This window comes from Bradyrhizobium sp. USDA 4011 (assembly GCF_054063415.1).
The window spans coordinates 3,107,075-3,127,178 of sequence record NZ_JBSSGG010000001.1 but is presented as its reverse complement, the minus strand read 5'-3'; the positions used below and the strand labels follow the sequence as shown (position 1 = coordinate 3,127,178).

The window sequence follows — 20,104 nt, the reverse complement described above, 5'->3', positions numbered from 1 at the left end:
CTATGCAGATCAATTTGAAGCTGACCGAGATGAATAGTTACGACCAGCCACCGATCGTTGGCCCTTCTCGTTCGCTGAGTTTATGAGCCAACAACAGGTGTTCGAGGCCGCGCTGGCCAGGGAATCAAGTTGCCCGTTGAGTGAGCGATGACCAGCTGTAATCGGGAAGTTTCACAGAATCCGCGATATCCCGACCTACTGCGAGCCTGGCGAGACCCGGGAAAGCAAATGCCCTGACCACCAGATCGCGGAACGAAAGCCCGAACCGTGTTTTCGGTGCGAAAGCACCAGCGAAACGCTCGGCGGCACGCTGCTTTGCAGCAATATAGCGTCGCAACAATGTCTCGTATCTGCCAAACGCCTGCTGATATTGCCCGTGCCCAGCTGCGAACTCACCAGCGAGCACGTAAGATGAGATCATCGCCAGTGCTGAGCCCTGCCCAGCCAACAGCGAGACACAGAAGGCGGCATCGCCGACAAGTGCGACTCGCCCACGCGACCAGTTTTGCATTCTGACCTGGCTGACTCTGTCGAAGTAAAGCTCGTCAGTTCGATCGAGTTCGTCCAGAATGCGCGGGCACTCCCAACCCCCACGACAGTAGACATCGCGCAGCATCGCATTTTGTTGATGGAGCGTCGCAGGTAAGGATGCGACCGGCGCGGAAAATACAAAAAAGAACAACGTGCGATCGTCGTGCAATGAAAAACGCCCGACCATCCGTCTTGGCTGTCCATACATAATATAAGTATTCTCGTCGCGTGGTCGGTAACCGCGGGCATCAAGGGCGGCGACGACATAGCCAAGATACTTCTCGAACTGCGACTGTTGCCCGAATACCAGCTTCCGGACAACTGAATGCAAGCCGTCGGCGCCTATCACCAAATCAAAACGGCGTTCCTTTGCATATTTCAGTTCGACCCGGATGCAGTCTCGACACTCTTCGAGCGCGATAATCTCGTCATCGAATATTCTTTCTATGCGGCCTTTTAGCTTCTCAAATAGCAAGCGTGACAGATCGCTGCGCTGTAGCGTTACGTAGCGGCCGCCGGTGAGGTCCGTAAAGACTCGAGTGCCAAAGCCAGCACGCCGCTGGCCAGCATCGTCTATGATCCGCAGTTCCTTCACATGATAGCCGTCGCTGTTAATCTGCCCGATCAGTCGTAGCCCAGACCCCAGAAATCGATCACATATCCGCCGGTGCGCAAGGCGGGCGCTCGTTCGATCAGGGTCGGCTCAAATCCGGCCGCTTTCAAACAAAAGGCCAGTGTGGGCCCGGCAATCGCTGCTCCTGAGATCAAGACGGTTTTCATGAACTGAGAACCAGCGACGCTGCGATTTGTTCGAACAAGTCGTCGTTACGATTTGCAGACGTTCTGAGGACAGGAAGCCGAGGGACAACCCTAGCTTTGGCTTAGCCCTTCATCTGTTCCGCCAAGGGTCATCCCATGCCCGGTACTGGTTGAGCTTGCCACCAACATCGTCGGCCAAGCAATCTCCGATCGGCGACGATTTTCAAAGGTTGCTTACTCGCTCGAACAAGACGGAACGCGAGTTTCGGTTCGGACGCGCATATCGCGCTGAACAATAAAGAAAAATTGGCGCACCCGACACGATTCGAACGTGTGACCTTTGCCTTCGGAGGGCAAAAGGTCGAAGGACGCTGTGACCAAGGCGCGAGCCCGTCAAATGGCCACGGCGAGCGAGTGCCGGTATCGGTGGTTGCGAGTCCCCGCAACCAAAGTTCGGACCAATCGGTTCCGATAAAATGGCCCGCATCGCGCGGGCCATTTCTGTTTTGGAAAAGATTCGCGACGTCGATTGCTTGGCGCGCGGATCAGCGCCTCACCGTAACCCGGGGCCGCTTCCTAGACGATGAAATGAAATTCTTGCCAGGCGCTCCAGGTCATGCCGTCGTTGGCGCGAACCCAGAGGTCGTCCGACACGGTGCCGCCATCGAAAGTCGTGCTGGCGAGCTGGGCCGTACTGACGTTGATTGCGATGTTGGCGGGCTGCGCATTCCCGCCGATGCTCCAATGGCCGCTGCTGGCCGACGGCGTCGAATCCCAGAATTGATACTGGCTCATGTTGTCCCCGTCGGCATCCGCGACCGAGAACAGGCTCGATGCGGCCACGCTCTGGTTGGCGGTCGCATGGAAGTCGGATGCGGAGACGACCGGAGCATGGTCGATCGGTGCGGTGACGTGAAATTCCTTCCACGGCCCCCAGGCGAAGCCGTCGTAAGCCCTTGCCCAGAGATCGTCTGAACCGGAGCCGCTCTGAAAGCTCGTGTTCGAGAGCTGGGCTGCCGTCACATCGATCGCGACATTGGTGCCCTGAGCTACTCCGGCGACCACCCAGTGCCCGCTGCTGGGATCAGGCGTCGAATCCCACAGCTGATAGTTCGTGATGGTGTCTCCATCCGCGTCGGCGGTCGAGAACAGCGTGGAGGCCGCGATATCCTGGCCATGGCTCGCTGAAAAGTCGGCGGCCGACACGATCGGACGATTGTCGACCGGCGCGTTGACGTGAAACTCCTTCCAACTGCTCCACATCATGCCATCGAAGGCGCGCACCCAGAGATCGTCGGAGCCCGAACCGCTCTGGAACGAGGTATTGGACAGTTGGGTCGCGCTCACATCGATGGCCTGGTCCGCAGGCTGGATGGCTCCGGCCACGACAAAATGCCCGCTGGCGGGATCGGTGGTCGAGTCCCAGAACTGATAGTGGGTGATCGTATCGTGGTCGGCATCGCTTACCGTGAACAGGCTTGACGCGGCGATGTCCTGACCGTGCGTTTCGGTCACGTCCGACGCGCTCACCACGGGCGCATGGTCGATCGGTGCGTTGACGTGGAATTCCTTCCAGGCTCCCCATGTGATGCCGTCATTGGCTCGCACCCACAGATCGTCCGAGCCGGAGCCCGACTGGAACGAGGCGCTCGTCAATTGCGCGGGCGTCACATCGATGGCGATGTTGGTGGCCTGCGCCACTCCGCCGACCACCCAGTGGCCGCTGGAGGGATCGCTCGTTGAATCCCAAAGCTGATAGGCGGCGATCGTGTCGCCATCGGCGTCGGACACGCTGAAGAGACTGGATGCGGCGATATCCTGGCCGTGGGTTGCCGACACGTCGGTTGCGTTCACGACCGGTGCATGATCCGGGCCTGGCGTGGCCGTGAACGGCACCCATGCCCCCCACAGCGTTCCATCGTAAGCCCTGACCCAGAGCTGGTCCGGAGCCGAGCCGAAGTGGTAGGTGGTCTGGGCAAGCTGCGCGGCAGTGATGTCGATTTCGGCATTGGTGGCCTGAACGGCACCATTCACCACCCATGCGCCGTTGCCGTTGCTGTCCCAGAGTGCGTATTGGGCGATCGTATCGTTGTCTGCGTCGGAGACGCTGAACAGGCTCGAAGCCGCGACCGACATTTGCCCGTGGGCTGCCGTGAAGCCGGAAGCCGAAGCAACGGGAGCATGATCCAGACCTGGCGTGGCCGTGAACGGAACCCATGCTCCCCAGAGATATCCGTCATAGGCCCGCACCCAGAGCGTGTCCGGGGCCGTACCGAACACATAGCTTACTTGCGAGAGGCTGGCGGCCGAAACGTCGATCTCGGCGTTGGTGGCTTGCGTAGCACCATTGATCGCCCAGTGCCCGTGGCCCTCGGTGTCCCAGAATGCATATTGGGTGATGGTGTCGCCATCCGCGTCACTGGCCGAGAACAGTGAGGATTCAGCCACCGAGAGCTGCCCGCGCGAACCGGTCACGTTGGCTGCCGTGACCACCGGCGCATGATCAGCCGGAGAAATCACGAAGGGTTTCCAGTCGCTCCACAAATAGCCGTCGAAGGCTCTCACCCACAGCGTGTCCGCGCCGGGTCCGGCCTGGTAACTCGCTTGGGCCAATTGCGACGCACTGATGTCGATCTCGGTGTTGGTGCCCTGGACTATTCCTCCCACTGTCCAGTGACCGTTGCCATTGGTGTCCCAGAAGGAATATTCGGTGATGGAATCGCCCGCGGCCATGTTCACCGAGAACAACGATGAGGCCGCATAAACCTGATTTCGGGCGGCGGACTGATCGCTGGCGGTGACGACCGGTGTCGTCCGGATGCTGTATCCGAGGTCCTTCAGAACTCCGATGTCCAGGTTGGAGATCGCGTACTGGTAATCGGCGTAGAAGACGATTCCGTTCATCAAGTCCAGCGTGAGCGGGTCCTTGACGGTCGACGGGGTGGCGTAGAGGTCGGATTGCTGGTTGCCGAAATGGTAGTAGTTCTGGGTCGTGCTGTCTGTGGTCAGTGGCACCGGGCCGCCGTAAGCGGCCTCGGCGTTCGCACCAACAAAGTTGGCGCCGGTTGCGGTCTTTTGAATCAGGGTGTCGAACGTGGATTCGTAGGGGCCGGCCAACTGGCCGCTCTGGTCGTACCAGCCCGTCATGCCGAAGCCGTGCATGAGCTCATGAAGAAAAACGTTGATCGGATTGATCACGTTTCCAGGCACCTGACTGGACCAGCTCAGGCCATAGTCGAGGTCGATGTACTGGAAGTAGCCAGGATCGATGTTGATGGTGATGTCGCTTGTCGTTCCAGGCACGTGCTGTCCGGTGGTCAGCTCGTACTGGCTTGACGGCTCATACACCGCGAGCCCGCCATTCGTGCCCACGTTGTAGCTGGAGGTAGGCCCGCCGTCGGCACGGCCAACGGGGGTGGGCAGGATGTTGAGGGACACCACCATGGTGCCAATGCCCAGGATATATCGCTGCCAAATGTTGAGGGCCTGCTCGAGGTCGTAAACCAGAGACGCGTCGGCAGATCCGCCTACGTTCGATGAATCGTTTAATGTTACGGAATAATTCCAACTCATCTTGGTCGAGCTTTCAATCTATGGTAGCGTAGAAATAATTGACAATATTCATGCGGACCGGTCACCGGGCAGTCAATAGACGCCAAATGGCCGGCCCCGGATAAAGCGGCGCGTGAGGCTGTTCGTGTCCAGCGCCTCTGGCGCGATTGGCTCGCGTCGTTTCTTATACGCGATATGGCCGACGCGATCATCCCTGTGATCCCGGTGACAGCCATATCGCGTGCCGCGATCCGTAAGACTACGGAGCCGGGTTCGGCTGTCCGAACGGTTCCGCGATGGGCTCCAGGATCGGCATGATGCTGCTCGCGAATTCGGCTTGACCGTTGATAACGCCAATTGCATCTCGGCGAAGAGCCATAGTACTCTGCCCGTTATATTCATTTGCTGCTCTGTCGGTTCGTTGCGAATAGTCAGTTTGCGCTGACGGCGAGGCCGAGGAGCAGGGGCGGGGTGCGCTTACAGCAATCTCGGCTCGCCTTCGACTGCAGTTATTTTCAGCTACTGAGCAGATTAAATCGCGAGATGATTGAAACGCGGAGCGGTACGACAGCAGACAGCGGGATAGTTGGGCTCGCGATGCTGCTGCGTTTTCACGGCATCCCGGCCGATGTCGACCAGATTCGTCACCAGGTCGGCAACGGCCCGTTCGGAACGCCGGAGATGCTGCGGTACGCGCGCTCGACCGGCGTCAAGGCTCGCGAGCTGAGCACCAACTGGTTAAGGCTCGAGAAGGTCCCGCTTCCTGCCATCGCGCTGTTGCGCGACGGCGGCCATCTGATCCTCGCCAAGGTGGGCGCCGACAAGATCCTCGTTCAATCGCCTCTGTCAGAGCGCCCGGAGTTGATCACGAAGGCCGAACTGGAAGCGGTGTGGACCGGCAAGCTGATCCTGGTGAGCCGGCGGGCGGGACTGGTCAATCTTGCGCGCCGCTTTGACCTGTCGTGGTTTCTGGGGGCAATCCACAAATATCGGTACCATTTCGTGGAGGTGTTGATCGCCTCCTTTTTCTTGCAGCTGTTTGCTCTGGTGTCGCCGCTGTTCTTTCAGGTGGTGATCGACAAGGTCCTGGTTAATCACACACTCAGCACACTCGACGTGCTCGTCGTGGGGTTGATCGGCATCGCGGGTTTTGAGACGGCCCTCGCGATACTGAGGACCTACCTGTTCTCCCACGTGACCAACCGGATCGATGTCGAACTGGGAGCCCGCTTGTTTCGGCACCTCATCGGGCTGCCCATTGCCTATTTTCAGGCTCGCCGGGTCGGCGACTCGGTTGCGCGGGTCCGCGAGCTGGAGAACATTCGCAACTTCCTGACCGGCTCCGCGCTGACGGTCGTGATAGACCTGTTCTTCACCGTCGTTTTCATCGCGGTGATGTTTATCTACTCGCCGATCCTGACCTGGATCGTGCTTGGGTCCTTCCCGCTCTATGTCGGTATCTCGGCCGGCGCGACGCCGATGTTCCGCCAGCGGCTGGATACCAAATTCGAGCGCGGGGCCGAAAACCAGGCCTTTCTCGTCGAGAGCGTGACCGGTGTCGAGACCATCAAGGCCATGGCGCTCGAACCGCAGATGCAGCGCCGCTGGGAGGAGCAGCTTGCCGGATACGTGGCGGCCAGCTTCCGCGTGCTCAGCCTGGCGAATGTCGCGAGCCAATCGGTCCAGTTCGTGAGCAAGCTCGTCACCGCGGTGATCCTTTACGCCGGCGCCAAGCTGGTGATCGACGGAAGCCTCACGGTCGGCGAGTTGATCGCCTTCAACATGTTCTCGTCACGCGTGAGCGCGCCGGTTCTGAGGCTGGCGCAGCTCTGGCAGGACTTCCATCAGGCCAGGCTCTCCGTCGCGCGGCTCGGCGACATCCTGAATACGCCGGCCGAGCAGACGTTCAGCCCCGGTCGCGCCGTGCCGCCGCCCATCAAGGGTCAGGTCACCCTTGAACACGTATCCTTCCGCTATCGGGTCGATGGACCCGAAGTGCTGCACGACATCAACATCAGCATTCCGGCCGGACAGGTCGTCGGCATCGTCGGTCCGTCCGGTTCGGGCAAGAGCACCTTCACGAAGCTCGTTCAGCGCCTTTACGTTCCGGAGAAGGGCAGGGTTCTTGTCGACGGCATCGACCTTGCGATGGTCGATCCGGCGTGGCTGCGTCGCCAGGTCGGCGTCGTCCTGCAGGAAAACGTGTTGTTCAATCGCAGCGTACGGGAAAACATCGCGCTCGCCGACCCGGCCGCTCCGATGGAGAAGGTGGTCGCCGCGGCTCAGCTGGCGGGGGCTCACGAATTCATTCTGGAGCTGCCGGAAGGCTACGACACCGTCGTCGGCGAGCGCGGCTCCAGTCTGTCGGGAGGGCAGCGGCAACGCATCGCGATCGCGCGGGCCCTTATCACCGATCCCCGCATCCTGATCTTCGACGAGGCGACGAGTTCGCTGGACTACGAAAGCGAAAGAGTCATTCAGGATAATATGAACCGGATCGTGAAGGGACGAACGGTTTTTGTCATTGCCCATCGTCTGTCCGCTGTCAGGCGCACCGATCGGATCATCACCATTGATCGCGGCCGGCTCGTCGAACAGGGATCCCACGAGGAGTTGCTCAGCACAGGCGGAAGATACGCGTCGCTGTACCGGTTGCAGGCGGGGATCCATGAAGTCGGCTCGTGAAGTGGTCGCGGTCGGGGGCAAAACCCGGGACGAGCTGGCCTTCCTGCCGGCCGCCCTCGAAATTGTCGAGACGCCGCCGTCTCCCACCGCGAGGCTCACCGCCGTCTTGCTTGCTGCCTTGTTCTGTTGCGCCGTAGCGTGGGCGGGTCTCGGCAAGATCGACATCGTTGCCTCAGCACCAGGAAAAATCGTACCGGGCGACCGCGTGAAGCTGGTTCAGCCGCTCGAGATCGGAGTGGTGCGGGCCATTCACGTCCGCGACGGCCAAACCGTCAAGGCCGGCGAGATTCTGATCGAGCTTGATCCGACCAGCAATCAGGCGGAGCTTCAGCACCTGAAAAACGATCTTCTGTCGGCACAGCTGGATATTTCACGCACCCGCTCTGCGCTTGACGGAAACACTGACGCGCTTGACGGCGTACCGGACGACACGCCGCCCGCGTTGGTTCAAATGCATCTGGAGTACTTGCGCAGTCAGGATTCCGAGCAGCGCGCCAAGTTGTCCGAACTGGATCGGCAGCGGACGCAGAAGGTCGCGGAGACCAGGACAATCGACGCCAGCATCGCCAAGATCGAAGCTTTGCTGCCGGTGCTGCAGGAACGCGTCGGGGTTCGCAAGTACCTGGCGGACCGGGAATACGGTTCAAAGCTGCAATACCTGCAGGAGCTCCAGGAACTCGTCGGGATGCAACAGGACATCCTGGTGCAACGGAGCAAGCTCCAGGAGGCCAATGCGGCCGTCGCCGCGCTCGAAGAGACGCGCGCCAAGCTTGTCTCGGAATACCGGCACCGCCTGTACGATGACCTTGCCAAGGCGACGCAGAAGGCCGGCAGCCTCCAGGACGAGGTCTCCAAAGCCGAGCATCGGACCAGCCTGCAAAAGCTTGCCGCACCGATCGATGGCGTGGTGCAGCAACTGGCCGTGCACACTGTCGGCGGCGTCGCAACCGCCGCCCAGACGCTCGCGGTCGTCGTACCCAGCGATAATCTGATTGAAATCGAAGCGATGGTTTCAAATCGCGATATCGGCTTCGTGCACCCGGGTCAGGACGCCGAAATCAAGGTCGATACGTTCAATTTCACGCGTTACGGACTGCTGCACGGCAAGATCGTCAGCGTCTCGCCCGATTCCGTGTCCCGCGACAGGCCGCGGGATCCGGCCCGCGAGTCCAATGGCGGAGCGACGGAGGACAGCAGCGAGCCCAAGGGGACGGGGCCGGTGTATATCGCGCATGTCTCGATCGACCGGACCAAGATGGTCGTCGATGACAAGGAGATCAATCTTTCGCCGGGAATGACCGTAACCGTCCAAATCAGGACGGGCGCCCGCAGCGTCATGAGCTATTTGCTGTCTCCCATCATGCGCTACCGGCAGGATGCTCTCCGCGAGCGGTGAAGGAATTCGGCGGTCAGGCCGTCATGACGTGGTTCGCGATTCCACGTGGCTCAGGGTCGGGTCGGATTCATGGATCGCAAGGCAGTTTTGCCCCGCGTCGTAGGTCCGGTATCCATGATCGTTCAGCTTGCGAACCAGTGCGGCCTTGTCGGTCTTGATGAATTCCGCATGAATGACGGGGTGATGCTGCCGGATCGTGGCGCTGGCTCCTTCCAGCACCTTCAACTCCATCCCTTCGACGTCGATCTTGATCAGATCGCAGCGGCTCAGATTCAGGGAGTCCAGGGTGATCATCGTCGTTTCGGAGCCTTCGGCCTCCGAATAATCGATCTTCTGGCCGATCTGCTCCGTGCCGGGGCGTTGCGTCACCTCCAGACTTCCGAAGCTGGCGGGTTCCTGATGGCTTAAGGTCGGCACCCAGGTCTTGCCGGTTTCCGACGAAATAACCGCGTGCATCGCCCGCGCGTTGAAGCAGTTGTTGATGGCGATGTTGCCGGCAAGGGCGTAGTAGACCCGCTCCTGCGCCTCGATGGCAAGGACCGAGCCCCAGCCGTCCATTTGCTTGGACCATTCGATGGTGTGAACGCCGATGTTCGCCCCGCAGTCGATGGCGACCACGCCATCCCCCCGGTAGGTTCTTCGCAGTGCAAGGAGACCCTTCGTCAGTTCGATTTCGGTGACGTCGAACGCGCCGTGCTCGAGGATCTGAATCCCCACGCCAAAGATGTGATCGCCCGCGGTGTGGTAGTCCAGCCGGTTGACGATCAGCGGACCATGCGCCGACGCTGCGATCACAAACGGGACCTTGCTGGGATTGCGGCTCATCGCTTGTGTTTCTTTGTTCCTGCGGTTCCGGAGCGGCCGCGAGAGGGGGTACCCGCTAAGGTTTTCGTCCGTTGACGCGGTTGTCAATCTCGCTTACCTTCTGCCCGCATTTCTAGCGGTCTTTATATTTTTAGGGCAGGGGATATTCGTGAATGCGATTGCCGTCGCGCCGGCGATCGGGCTGAAGCGTCCGATTGACCATATGGCCGACCAACCCAAAGTTATCGTTGATCGGTCGACCAGCGCCGTACCTGCCAAGCCGGATGCTGCTGCGCCGGATGCCGAAACGCCCAAGCGTGCTTATCCGGCGGCCGCCGAGCTGCCCACGCAAGTCGGTCCCAAAGGACTGCGATTCGACTTCAACGACGGCGCCCGGGTCGTTTGTCCCGAAGCCGAAGGTCCTTGGCGCGTGCGTCTTTGGGACGCCGATACCGGCAATGTTCTGTTCGAGACGCAGTTCGCGGGCGGACGCGTCAACAGCTCAAAGCGCTACTACATTCGTTTCCGTATCGAGGTCCTGCAGGGCGAGGATGTCATTTTCTCGCATGAGTACAACGCAACGGATCGTCATGTCCTGATCCAGCTTCCGGTCGGCACCCTGGGCGACACGATCGGCTGGTTTCCCTATGTGGAGAAGTTCAGGATAGCTCACAATTGCAGGCTGACCTGCGCAATGGCGGAGAAGCTGATCCCGCTGTTTCGCGATGCGTATCCGGAGATCAACTTCGTCACGCACGAGGAAATTCAAACCGACCGATACTATGCCACGTACAGCGTCGGGTTGTTCTTCGACGACAAGAATTTCGTCTACCAGCCGTGCGACTTCCGCTTTGTCGGACTGCACCGCACCGCCGGATACATCCTCGGCGTTGATCCGACCGAGGTGGCGCCGCGCATCTCGCTGGCCGATGATCAAAGGCCCATCGCCGAGCCTTATGTTTGCATCGCGGTGCAGAGCACCACGCAGTGCAAGTACTGGAATAACCCGAACGGCTGGCGCGAACTGACCAGCTTTCTCAAGCAGGCCGGCTATCGCGTGATCTGCATCGATCAGAAGCCGACGCACGGCCACGAACTGGTATGGAATCACATTCCGAACGGCGCGGAGGACTGGACCGGTGACCGCCCGATTCAGGAGCGGGCGAATCTGCTCAACCATGCGGACTTTTTCATCGGCCTTTCCAGCGGGCTTGCCTGGCTGGCCTGGGCGGTCGGCACTCCGGTCGTGATGATCGCGGGCTTCACGCATCCGACAAATGAATTTGCTACGCCCTACCGCGTCATCAACTATCACGCCTGCAACAGCTGCTGGAACGATCCGGCGGTTCGATTCGACCACAAGGATTTTTTCTGGTGCCCCCGCCACAAGGGGACGCCCCGTCAGTTCGAGTGCACGAGACTGATCACCGTGGATCACGTGAAGTCGGTGATCAGGACGATTCCTGGATTCAAGCTCTAGCCTATTTCAAGAACTGATCATTTTTTGGGGGCGCTGCCATGAGCACTACTTTTGTAAGCTCGGGTTTTACCAGTTCAGGTCTGATCGAAACGGGAGGCAACACGCTCGAGGTCCTCGGCGGAGGCTCGGCAGTCTCGACGACGTTGAGCGGCGGCCAGCTCCTGGTCGACGCCGGCGGCTACGCGGCAGGGACCACGATTTCCAGCGGCGGCAGCGCCGTCGTCAGCGCGGGCGGCGGCGCCGATCGCTTCGCCATCTCGAGTGGCGGCACGCTCAACGTGGCGGGGACCGTCAACAGCTTCACCGCGGTATTCACCGGCGGCGTCGAGAACGTTCAGTCCGGAGGACTAATCACCGGAGTCGTCGGCTCGGGCACCGGCATTTCCGGCGGCACTGTCAATGTTATGGCGGGCGGCTCGGCTGCATTCCTGTCGGTTTCGAGCGGTGGCGTCTTCAACGTAGCCGGCACGACGCTCAGCATGATCGGGGTCCGTAGCGGCGGTGTCGAAAACGTACTGTCGGGCGGTTTCATTTCGGGCGCAACAAGCTCCGGGACCGGAATTTCCGCCGGAGGCATATTGAACCTTTCTTCCGGCGGGTCCGCCGTCCACGTTGGCGTTTCGAGCGGCGGCACGTTCAACGTGGCCGGCAGTGTGCTCAGCAATGTCGCGATCTACGCCGGTGGTGTCGAAAACATCCTGTCGGGCGGGTCGATCTCCGGAGCGTCCGGCTCCGGGACCGGCGTTTCGGGCGGAACGTTGAACCTCTCGGCTGGCGGCTCGGCGTCCTACGTCGGCGTCTCGGCCGGCGGTGTCTTCAACGTTGCCGGTACGGTGCTGAGCTCTGTCGGTGTGTACAGCGGCGGCGTCGAGAACGTGCTGTCGGGCGGTGTGGTACAGGGTGTGTCCGGAGGCTTTGGCACTGCGATCTCTGGTGGCACGGTGAATGTGCTGTCGGGCGCTACCGCGACCGCGATGTTCGTCTATACCGGCGGTGCGCTGAACGACAGCGGCATCGTCACCAACCAGTTCGTGCTCAGCGGCGGCGTTGAAACCGTTTCGTCGGGTGGCCTCGCGTCTGGCGTGCAAGTTTCGGGCGGTGGTCTGCTCGACATTCTCGCCGGCGGCTCGGCGACGAGTGTCGGCGATGCCGGGAGCGTCATCGTCGAAGCCGGCGCCACCGCCGACCACATCACTGTTTCGAGCGGCGGCGTGCTCAGCGTGGGCGGCACCCTCACGAGCAATACAGGCGTCCTGGCGGGCGGTGTCGAGACCGTGTTGTCCGGCGGCCTGATCAGCGGGGCCAGCGGCTCGGGGACAGGCATTGCCGGCGGTACGGTAAACCTTCTGGCCGGGGGCTCAGCGGTCTTTGTCGGCGTGTCGAACGGCGGCACGTTCAATGTGGCCGGCACCGTGCTCAGCAACGGCATGGTGTTTGCCGGCGGTGTCGAGAATGTGCAGTCCGGCGGACTGATCTCCGGAGCCATCAGCTCGGGGACCGGGGTTATCGGTACCCTGAACGTTCAGGCCGGCGGCTCGGCGGCGTTCGTCGGTGTTTCGAGCGGCGGCACGTTCAACGTGGCCGGCACCGTGCTCAGCAATGTCGCTGTCTATGACGGCGGTATTGAGAATGTCCTCTCGGGTGGCGTTGTCACCGGCGTGACAGGTTCCGGGACCGGCATCTCCGGCGGTACGGTCAACGTATTTGGCGGCGGTGCGCTGGATCACCTGACGGTGTCGAGCGGCACGCTGAATGTCTCCGCCGGCGGCACGGTGCACAACATTACGGTGTCGAACGGCGGCACCATGAATGTCGCGGGCACGATCACCAGCAACACGCTGGTGTCGAGCGGCGGCATCGAGAACGTGTTGTCCGGCGGACTGATCTCCGGAGCCACGAGCTCCGGGACCGGAGTGCTCGGTACATTGAACCTCCTTGCCGGTGGTTCGGCCGTTCACGTCGGTGTGTCGAGTGGCGGCACGTTCAACGTGGCCGGTACAGTGCTCGGCAATGTCGGCGTCTATGACGGCGGCGTTGAGAATGTTCTCGCGGGTGGTGTCGTCACCGGCGTCCCGGGTTCCGGCACGGGCGTGTCCGGCGGCACCGTCAACGTATCTTCCGGCGGTGCACTGGATCACCTGACAGTTTCGAGCGGCACTCTGAATGTCTCGGCCGGTGGCACGGCACACGACCTTACGGTGTCGAGCGGCACCTTGAATGTTGCAGGTACGATCATCAGCAACACGCTGGTCTCGAGCGGTGGTATCGAGAACGTGCTCTCCGGCGGGTTCATCTCCGGCGCATCGAGTGCGGCAACCATCATTTCCGCTGGCGGCATCGTGAACGTCCTGGCCGGTGGTTCGGCTGTTCACATCGGCGTGTCGAGCGGCGGCATCTTCAATGTCGCGGGCAAGGTGCTGAGCAACACCGGCATCTACGCCGGCGGCGTCGAGAACGTGTTGTCCGGTGGATCCATCTCCGGCGCGAGCGGATCCGGGACGGGAGTTTCGGGCGGTACGTTGAACCTGTCGGCCGGCGCCACCGCCGCCTTTGTCGGCGTGTCGAGCGGCGGCACCTTCAATGTTGCGGGCACAGTGCTGAGCAATGCCAGCGTCACCAGCGGCGGCGTCGAGAACGTGCTGTCAGGTGGATTGATCACCGGCGCCGTCAGTTCGGGCACCGGAGTCAGCGCAGGCGGCGTATTGAACGTTCTGGCCGGCGGCTCGGCGGCTTTCGTCGGCGTCTCCAGCGGCGGCATATTCAATGTGTCGGGCACCGTGCTCAGCCGCGTGGGCGTTTATGCCGGCGGTGTCGAGAACGTCTTCTCGGGTGGTGTCGTCAACGGGGCCGTGGGCTCCGGGACGGCCGTCTCAGGCGGCACGGTCAACGTCTTGTCGGGCGGCGCACTGGACCACCTGTCGGTGTCCAGCGGCGGCGTGTTCAACGTGGCTTCCGGAGCCATGGTGCACGACATCTCGGTGTCGAGCGGTGGCACGTTCAATCTTGCCGGAACGACGACGAGCAACGTCTTCGTGTTTGGGGGAGGTACTGAAGTCGTATCGTCGGGCGGCTCCACGGGGCCGGTGACGATCTCCGGCGGCGTGGTCGAATTGCAGGCCGGCAGCGTCGCGGGCGGCGGCATCACCTTCGGCGGGTCCGGCGGCCAGCTCAAGGTCGATGGCACGTCTTTGGCCGGCACCACCGTCAGCGGACTGGTGCTGGGCGACAGCATCGATCTGGCAGGCCTCAATTTCGTATCCGGCGGGTCGGCGACCTTGCTTCCGGGCAATGTCCTGCATGTCACGGAGGGGGCTTCCTCGTTCGATGTGCAACTTGATCAGACGCCTGGCGTGCGGTTCAGCGTCGGCGCCGATTCCGGCACCGGCACGCTGGTCACGACGCGCGCCGACGTCGCACCGGTCACGTCAGCCCCCAATGTGCAGGCAACCCTGAACGAGAGCTCTGCGCTGGCGTCCAGCCTCTTCACTGTATCGGACGCCGATGGCGATCCCATCACCACCTACGCGTTCTGGGACACCCAAGGTAACGGACACTGGGTCGTCAACGGCGTCGTCCAGGCCACCAACGCCGAGATCGATGTTGCGGCGGCGAACCTGTCACAGGTGAGCTACGTCTTCGGTCCAAGCGGTTCGGCCGATACCCTTTACGTTCGCGCCAATGACGGCACGGTTTGGGGCGGCTGGACCCAATTCACGGCCAAGGCGTTTGTCGACACCCCGCCGACCGTGAACGCAGTCAACGTCACTGCGGCGCACGGCCAGACGTCGATTGCCGCATCGAGCCTGTTCACGGTGAGCGATCCGGACGGCGACACGATGACCCAGTACGCGCTCTGGGACACGGGCGGCAACGGTCACTGGGTGGTGAACGGTGTGGCGCAGGCCGCCAACACCGAGATCGATATTACCGCGGCGCAGTTGTCGCAGGTGAGCTACGTGTTCGGGCCGACAGGATCGGTCCCTGATACGTTGTACATCAAGGCGAACGACGGAACGTTGTGGGGAGCCTGGAAGGCGTTCACAGCGGGGCCAGGTGTCGATACCGCTCCGGTCGTTTCGGCCACGAACGTGACAGCCGCCCATGGGCAGACGTCGGCTCTTGCGTCGAGCCTGTTCTCGACCACGGATGCCGAGAGCGATCCGATCACCCAGTATGCGTTCTGGGACACCGGCGGCAATGGCCACTGGGTGGTGAATGGTGTTGCCCAGGCAGCCAACGTCGAGATCGATGTTGCCGCGGCAAACCTGTCGCAGGTCAGCTACGTGTTCGGGCCCGGCGGCTCGATGCCCGATACGCTTTACGTGCGGGCCAACGACGGCAGCCTGTGGGGCGCCTGGAAGTCGTTCACGGCAGCACCGGGGGTCGATACCGCTCCGGTCGTGACGGCCGCGAACGTGACGGCCGCCCATGGGCAGGCGTCGGCGCTCGCCTCGAGCCTGTTCTCGACCTCGGATGCCGAGAGCGATCCGATCACCCAGTATGCATTCTGGGACACCGGCGGAAGTGGCCACTGGGTGGTGAATGGTGTCGCCCAGGCCGCCAACGTCGAGATCGATGTTGCCGCGGCGAACCTGTCGCAGGTCAGCTACGTGTTCGGGCCCGGCGGCTCGACGCCCGATACGCTCTACGTGCGGGCGAATGACGGCAGCCTGTGGGGGGCCTGGAAAGCGTTCACGGCAGCACCGGGGGTCGATACCGCTCCGGTCGTGACGGCCGCGAACGTGACGGCCGCCCATGGGCAGGCGTCGGCGCTCGCCTCGAGCCTGTTCTCGACCTCGGATGCCGAGAGCGATCCGATCACCCAGTATGCGTTCTGGGACACCGGCGGAAGTGGCCACTGGGTGGTGAATGGTGTCGCCCAGGCGGCCAACACCGAGATCGATGTTGCCGCGGCGAACCTGTCGCAGGTCAGTTACGTGTTCGGCCCCGGCGGCTCGACGCCTGATACGCTTTTCGTGCGGGCAAACGACGGCAGCCTGTGGAGTACCTGGACATCGTTCACGGCAGGGCCGGGGGTCGATACTGCCCCGGTCGTGACGGCAGCGAACGTGATGGCCGCCCATGGGCAGACGTCGGCGCTCGCCTCGACCCTGTTCTCGACCTCGGATGCCGAGAGCGATCCGATCACCCAGTATGCGTTCTGGGACACCGGCGGCAACGGCCATTGGGTGGTGAATGGTGTCGCCCAGGCCGCCAACGTCGAGATCGATGTTGCCGCGGCGAACCTGTCGCAGGTCAGTTACGTGTTCGGTCCGGGCGGCTCGACGCCCGATACGCTCTACGTGCGGGCGAATGACGGATCGAAGTGGAGCAGCTGGGCAGCGTTCACGGCAACACCGGGGATCGATACTGCTCCGGTCGTGACGGCAGCGAACGTGGCCGCGGTTCACGGTGAGGCGTCGGTGCTCGCCTCCAGCCTGTTCTCGACCTCGGATGCCGAGAGCGATCCGATCACGCAGTACGCGTTCTGGGACACCGGCGGCAACGGTCACTGGGTGGTGAATGGCGTCGCCCAGGCGGCCAATACCGAGATCGATGTGTCCGCGGCGAACCTGTCGCAGGTCAGCTACGTGTTCGGTCCCGGCAACTCGACGCCCGACACGCTCTACGTGCGGGCGAACGACGGATCGAAGTGGAGCACCTGGACCGCATTCACGGCAACACCGGGCCCCGACACGGCTCCGGTCGTGACGGCGGCGAACGTGGCCGCGGTCCACGGTGAGACGTCGACTCTCGCCTCGAGCCTGTTCTCGACCACCGATGCCGAGCACGACACGATCACCCAGTATGCATTCTGGGACACCGGCGGCAATGGCCACTGGGTGGTGAATGGTGTCGCCCAGGCGGCCAACGCCGAGATCGATGTTGCCGCGGCGAACCTCTCGCAGGTGAGCTACGTGTTCGGCCCCGGCAACTCGACGCCCGACACGCTCTATGTGCGGGCCAATGACGGCAGCGAGTGGGGCGCCTGGACCGCATTCACGGCAACGCCGGGTCCCGACACGGCTCCGGTCGTGACGGCATCGAACGTCAGCGGCATTCACGGCCATTCGGTGGCGGCCTCGACCCTGTTCTCGACCTCGGATGCCGAGAGCGATCCGATCACGCAGTACGCGTTCTGGGACACCGGCGGCAATGGTCACTGGGTGGTGAATGGCGTCGCCCAGGCGGCCAACGCCGAGATCGATGTTGCCACAGCGAACCTGTCGCAGGTGAGCTACGTGTTCGGCCCCGGCGGCTCGCCGTCGGATACGCTCTACGTGCGGGCCAATGACGGCAGCGAGTGGAGCAGCTGGAAGGCCTTCACGGCCACCGCAACCAACCAGGCGCCAACGGTCGCGGTCTCGAACGTCGTGACGGTCTCGGGGCAGACCTTTGCTGCTGCGAACCTCGTCACTGCGACGGACGCCGACGGCGATGCCATCACGAAATATGCGCTGTGGGATTCCAACACCAACGGGCGCTGGAACGTTGGCGGAGTGAACCAACCTGCGAATACCGAGATCGACGTAACGGCGGCACAGCTTGCCCAGGCGACCTATCAGGCCGGCTCGGGTACCGATCAACTCTGGATCCGGGCCAATGACGGCACCGCGTGGGGAGCTTGGCAGTCGTTCAACGTCACGGGAGAGAGCCCGAGCAGCGCCACCATCGTCCCGGGCGGCACCCTGGAATTGACCGGGGCTTCGAATGCCTCCGTGGCGTTCCAGGGCTCGACGGGGACGCTGAAACTGGACAATTCCGCAAGCTTTGCGGGAACCGTCGCCGGGATGACCGGTTCGGACGCGATCGATTTCGCGAATATCAATTTCGCGAGCGTTCACACGCCGACCTTCAGCGGAACCAGTGCGAGCGGCACGCTCACGGTGACGGACGGCACCGTCACGGCGAGTATTATGCTGCTCGGCAACTACATGGCCTCGACCTTCACGACCTCGAGTGACGGCCATGGCGGGACCCTGGTTGTCGATCCGCCGGCGACGCAGGTCAGCCAGCTTGCGCAGCCACAGCATGCGTGAGGCCTGAAGATGAGGGGCTGTGTTGTGGGCCTGCCGCGGGCCCACCGCAACCAGATCCCTCGACCAGCAGAAACAAAAAGGCCCGCCTCCCGGCGGGCCTTTTCGTATCTTGCGACGCTTCCGGGATTCCATGCAAGACCGAACGCTTCGTCGCCCTGCGACTGATTACGGAGTCGAGCTGTTGCAGGCTGCTTCCGTCGGCACCTCGTCGACATTCGGATCGGCCGCGGCCGTGGCCCAGGCGAGCTCGACGAGTGTCACGATCCGCCGGCCAGCACCGTCAAGCTGGCAGACGATCAGGCCCTGTTCCTCGATGTAGGTCAGAAGATGCCGGGCGCGGCGCAGCGAGTGCGTGCCATAGGCGCGGGCGATCGCTGCATCGCTCGGGCAGGGCCAGCCTTCCTTCGCGGCGCGGGCGATCATCATGAAGACGCCCTGCATGTCCTCGGGCAGGATGGCGGCACGCAGCGAGACATCCTGCCACGCGTCGTCCGCCGCCATCTCGGTGCCGAGCCCGGCGCGGGCGCGCGTCAGCATGCGGCGGAAATCGGTCAGCTCGGGCACGACGGCTCCGAGACCCTCGATCCGGCAGCGGACCACGAACTCCTGATAGAGCACGCCGATGGCGCGGAAGCCCGCGTCGGGTTCGGCGAGGATGGCGCGCAGGATGCGATCCAGCCGCTCACGCCGCTCGGCCAGCTGCTCGGCGCTCGGCGGCGGCTCCGTGGCTTCGGGATCTTGCTCCGGTGCCGGCTGCTTGGCGGCCATCAGTTGGCTGAGCAGGTCGGGCGGCGGTGTCCGGCGCGGCGGCCTGGCCGCCGTTTCAGGTGGCGGCGCGGCCAGGATAATCGCGCGCGCGTCTTCGAGCGCCGCTTCAGGCAGCGGCATCAGCCGCGGCGCGGCGTTGCGCGGTTGCGTGTCGGTCGGACCGATGCGCAAGCCCAGCGGACGGCGGGAGAGTGCGGGTCCCAGCGCCATGAATTGTCCGCGCTCCAGGTCGCGGAACGCCTCCGCCTGCCGCCGCTCCATCCCGAGCAGGTCGGCGGCGCGCGCCATGTCGATATCGAGGAAGGTCCGGCCCATCAGGAAGTTCGATGCTTCGGCGGCGACATTCTTGGCGAGCTTGGCCAGCCGCTGGGTCGCGATGATCCCGGCAAGCCCGCGCTTGCGGCCGCGGCACATCAAATTGGTCATCGCGCCGAGCGAGAGCTTGCGTGCCTCGTCGGAGACTTCGCCCGCGATCGCCGGCGCGAATAGCTGCGCCTCGTCCACCACCACCAGCATCGGATACCAGTGATCGCGGGCAACCTCGAACATGCCGCCGAGGAAGGCCGCGGCGCGCCGCATCTGGTTCTCGGCGTCGAGCCCCTCGAGATTGAGCACGGTCGAGACACGATGGATGCGCACGCGCTCGCCGGCGACCTGCAGGCTGCGCTCGGTATGGTCCTCGGCATCGATGACAAGGTGGCCGAATCGCTCGGCCAGGGTGACGAAGTCGCCCTCGGGATCGATGATGGTCTGCTGCACCCATGGCGCGCTCTGTTCCAGCAGCCGGCGCAGCAGATGGGATTTTCCGGAACCCGAATTGCCCTGCACCAGAAGGCGCGTGGCCAATAGCTCCTCGAGGTCGATGGCCGCCGAAGCGCCGGCCGTCGTTTGTCCCATCTCGATCGCTACGGTCATGTCCCGACTCAAATTGTCCTTGCGGCTCGCGGCTTAACAAGCCGTTCGCGCCCCGTCGAGCGAACCGCGGCATGATCCCCAGGCGCGATGCGATCTTCACCGTGACACCTTTGAGCCGGCCGTCGCCGTGACGTCGATGTGAACGCCGCCGCCATTCTCATGCCGGATACCTCC

At 62.8% G+C, this 20,104-nt stretch carries 9 protein-coding genes; 4 read left to right on the top strand and 5 right to left on the bottom strand.

Annotated features, from left to right (window positions below; genetic code table 11):
- Positions 1–124 precede the first annotated feature (124 nt).
- The 3 genes from ACVW1C_RS14625 to ACVW1C_RS14615 form a co-directional block, all read right to left on the bottom strand.
- Positions 125–1,126, bottom strand: a complete 1,002-nt coding sequence (locus ACVW1C_RS14625) for an FAD-dependent monooxygenase (RefSeq protein WP_456759020.1) — start codon at positions 1,124–1,126, stop codon at positions 125–127.
- 29 nt (positions 1,127–1,155) lie between these two features.
- The gene (locus ACVW1C_RS14620; RefSeq protein WP_456759019.1) at positions 1,156–1,311 is read right to left on the bottom strand and encodes a hypothetical protein; all 156 of its coding nucleotides are present in this window, start codon (positions 1,309–1,311) and stop codon (positions 1,156–1,158) included.
- Positions 1,312–1,866: 555 nt separating this feature from the next.
- A complete protein-coding gene (locus ACVW1C_RS14615) occupies positions 1,867–4,863 on the bottom strand; it encodes a hypothetical protein (protein ID WP_456759018.1) in 2,997 nt (998 codons plus the stop codon).
- Positions 4,864–5,385: 522 nt separating this feature from the next.
- Between ACVW1C_RS14615 and ACVW1C_RS14610 the strand changes: the two genes are divergently transcribed.
- A complete protein-coding gene (locus ACVW1C_RS14610) occupies positions 5,386–7,527 on the top strand; it encodes a type I secretion system permease/ATPase (RefSeq protein WP_456759017.1) in 2,142 nt (713 codons plus the stop codon).
- Positions 7,511–8,923 (top strand): HlyD family type I secretion periplasmic adaptor subunit, encoded by a 1,413-nt coding sequence (locus ACVW1C_RS14605; RefSeq protein WP_456759016.1) that lies wholly within the window; start codon positions 7,511–7,513, stop codon positions 8,921–8,923. Before ACVW1C_RS14610 ends, ACVW1C_RS14605 begins: the two co-directional genes overlap by 17 nt.
- 21 nt (positions 8,924–8,944) lie before the next feature.
- Here the strand turns inward: ACVW1C_RS14605 and ACVW1C_RS14600 are convergent, their stop codons facing one another.
- A complete protein-coding gene (locus ACVW1C_RS14600; RefSeq protein WP_456759015.1) occupies positions 8,945–9,748 on the bottom strand; it encodes an FkbM family methyltransferase in 804 nt (267 codons plus the stop codon).
- Between the two features lie 148 nt (positions 9,749–9,896).
- On the opposite strand from ACVW1C_RS14600, the gene ACVW1C_RS14595 reads away from it, so the two are divergent.
- Together ACVW1C_RS14595 and ACVW1C_RS14590 are read left to right on the top strand one after the other, a co-directional pair.
- Positions 9,897–11,207, top strand: coding sequence for an autotransporter strand-loop-strand O-heptosyltransferase (locus ACVW1C_RS14595; protein ID WP_456759014.1), 1,311 nt, complete (start codon positions 9,897–9,899; stop codon positions 11,205–11,207).
- Between the two features lie 38 nt (positions 11,208–11,245).
- Positions 11,246–18,247, top strand: a complete 7,002-nt coding sequence (locus ACVW1C_RS14590) for a hypothetical protein (protein WP_456759013.1) — start codon at positions 11,246–11,248, stop codon at positions 18,245–18,247.
- A gap of 165 nt (positions 18,248–18,412) precedes the next feature.
- Here ACVW1C_RS14590 and ACVW1C_RS14585 read toward each other — a convergent pair whose 3' ends face one another.
- Entirely contained in the window at positions 18,413–19,930 is a 1,518-nt protein-coding gene (locus ACVW1C_RS14585; protein WP_456759012.1) for a helicase HerA domain-containing protein, read from the bottom strand.
- Positions 19,931–20,104: the final 174 nt, after the last annotated feature.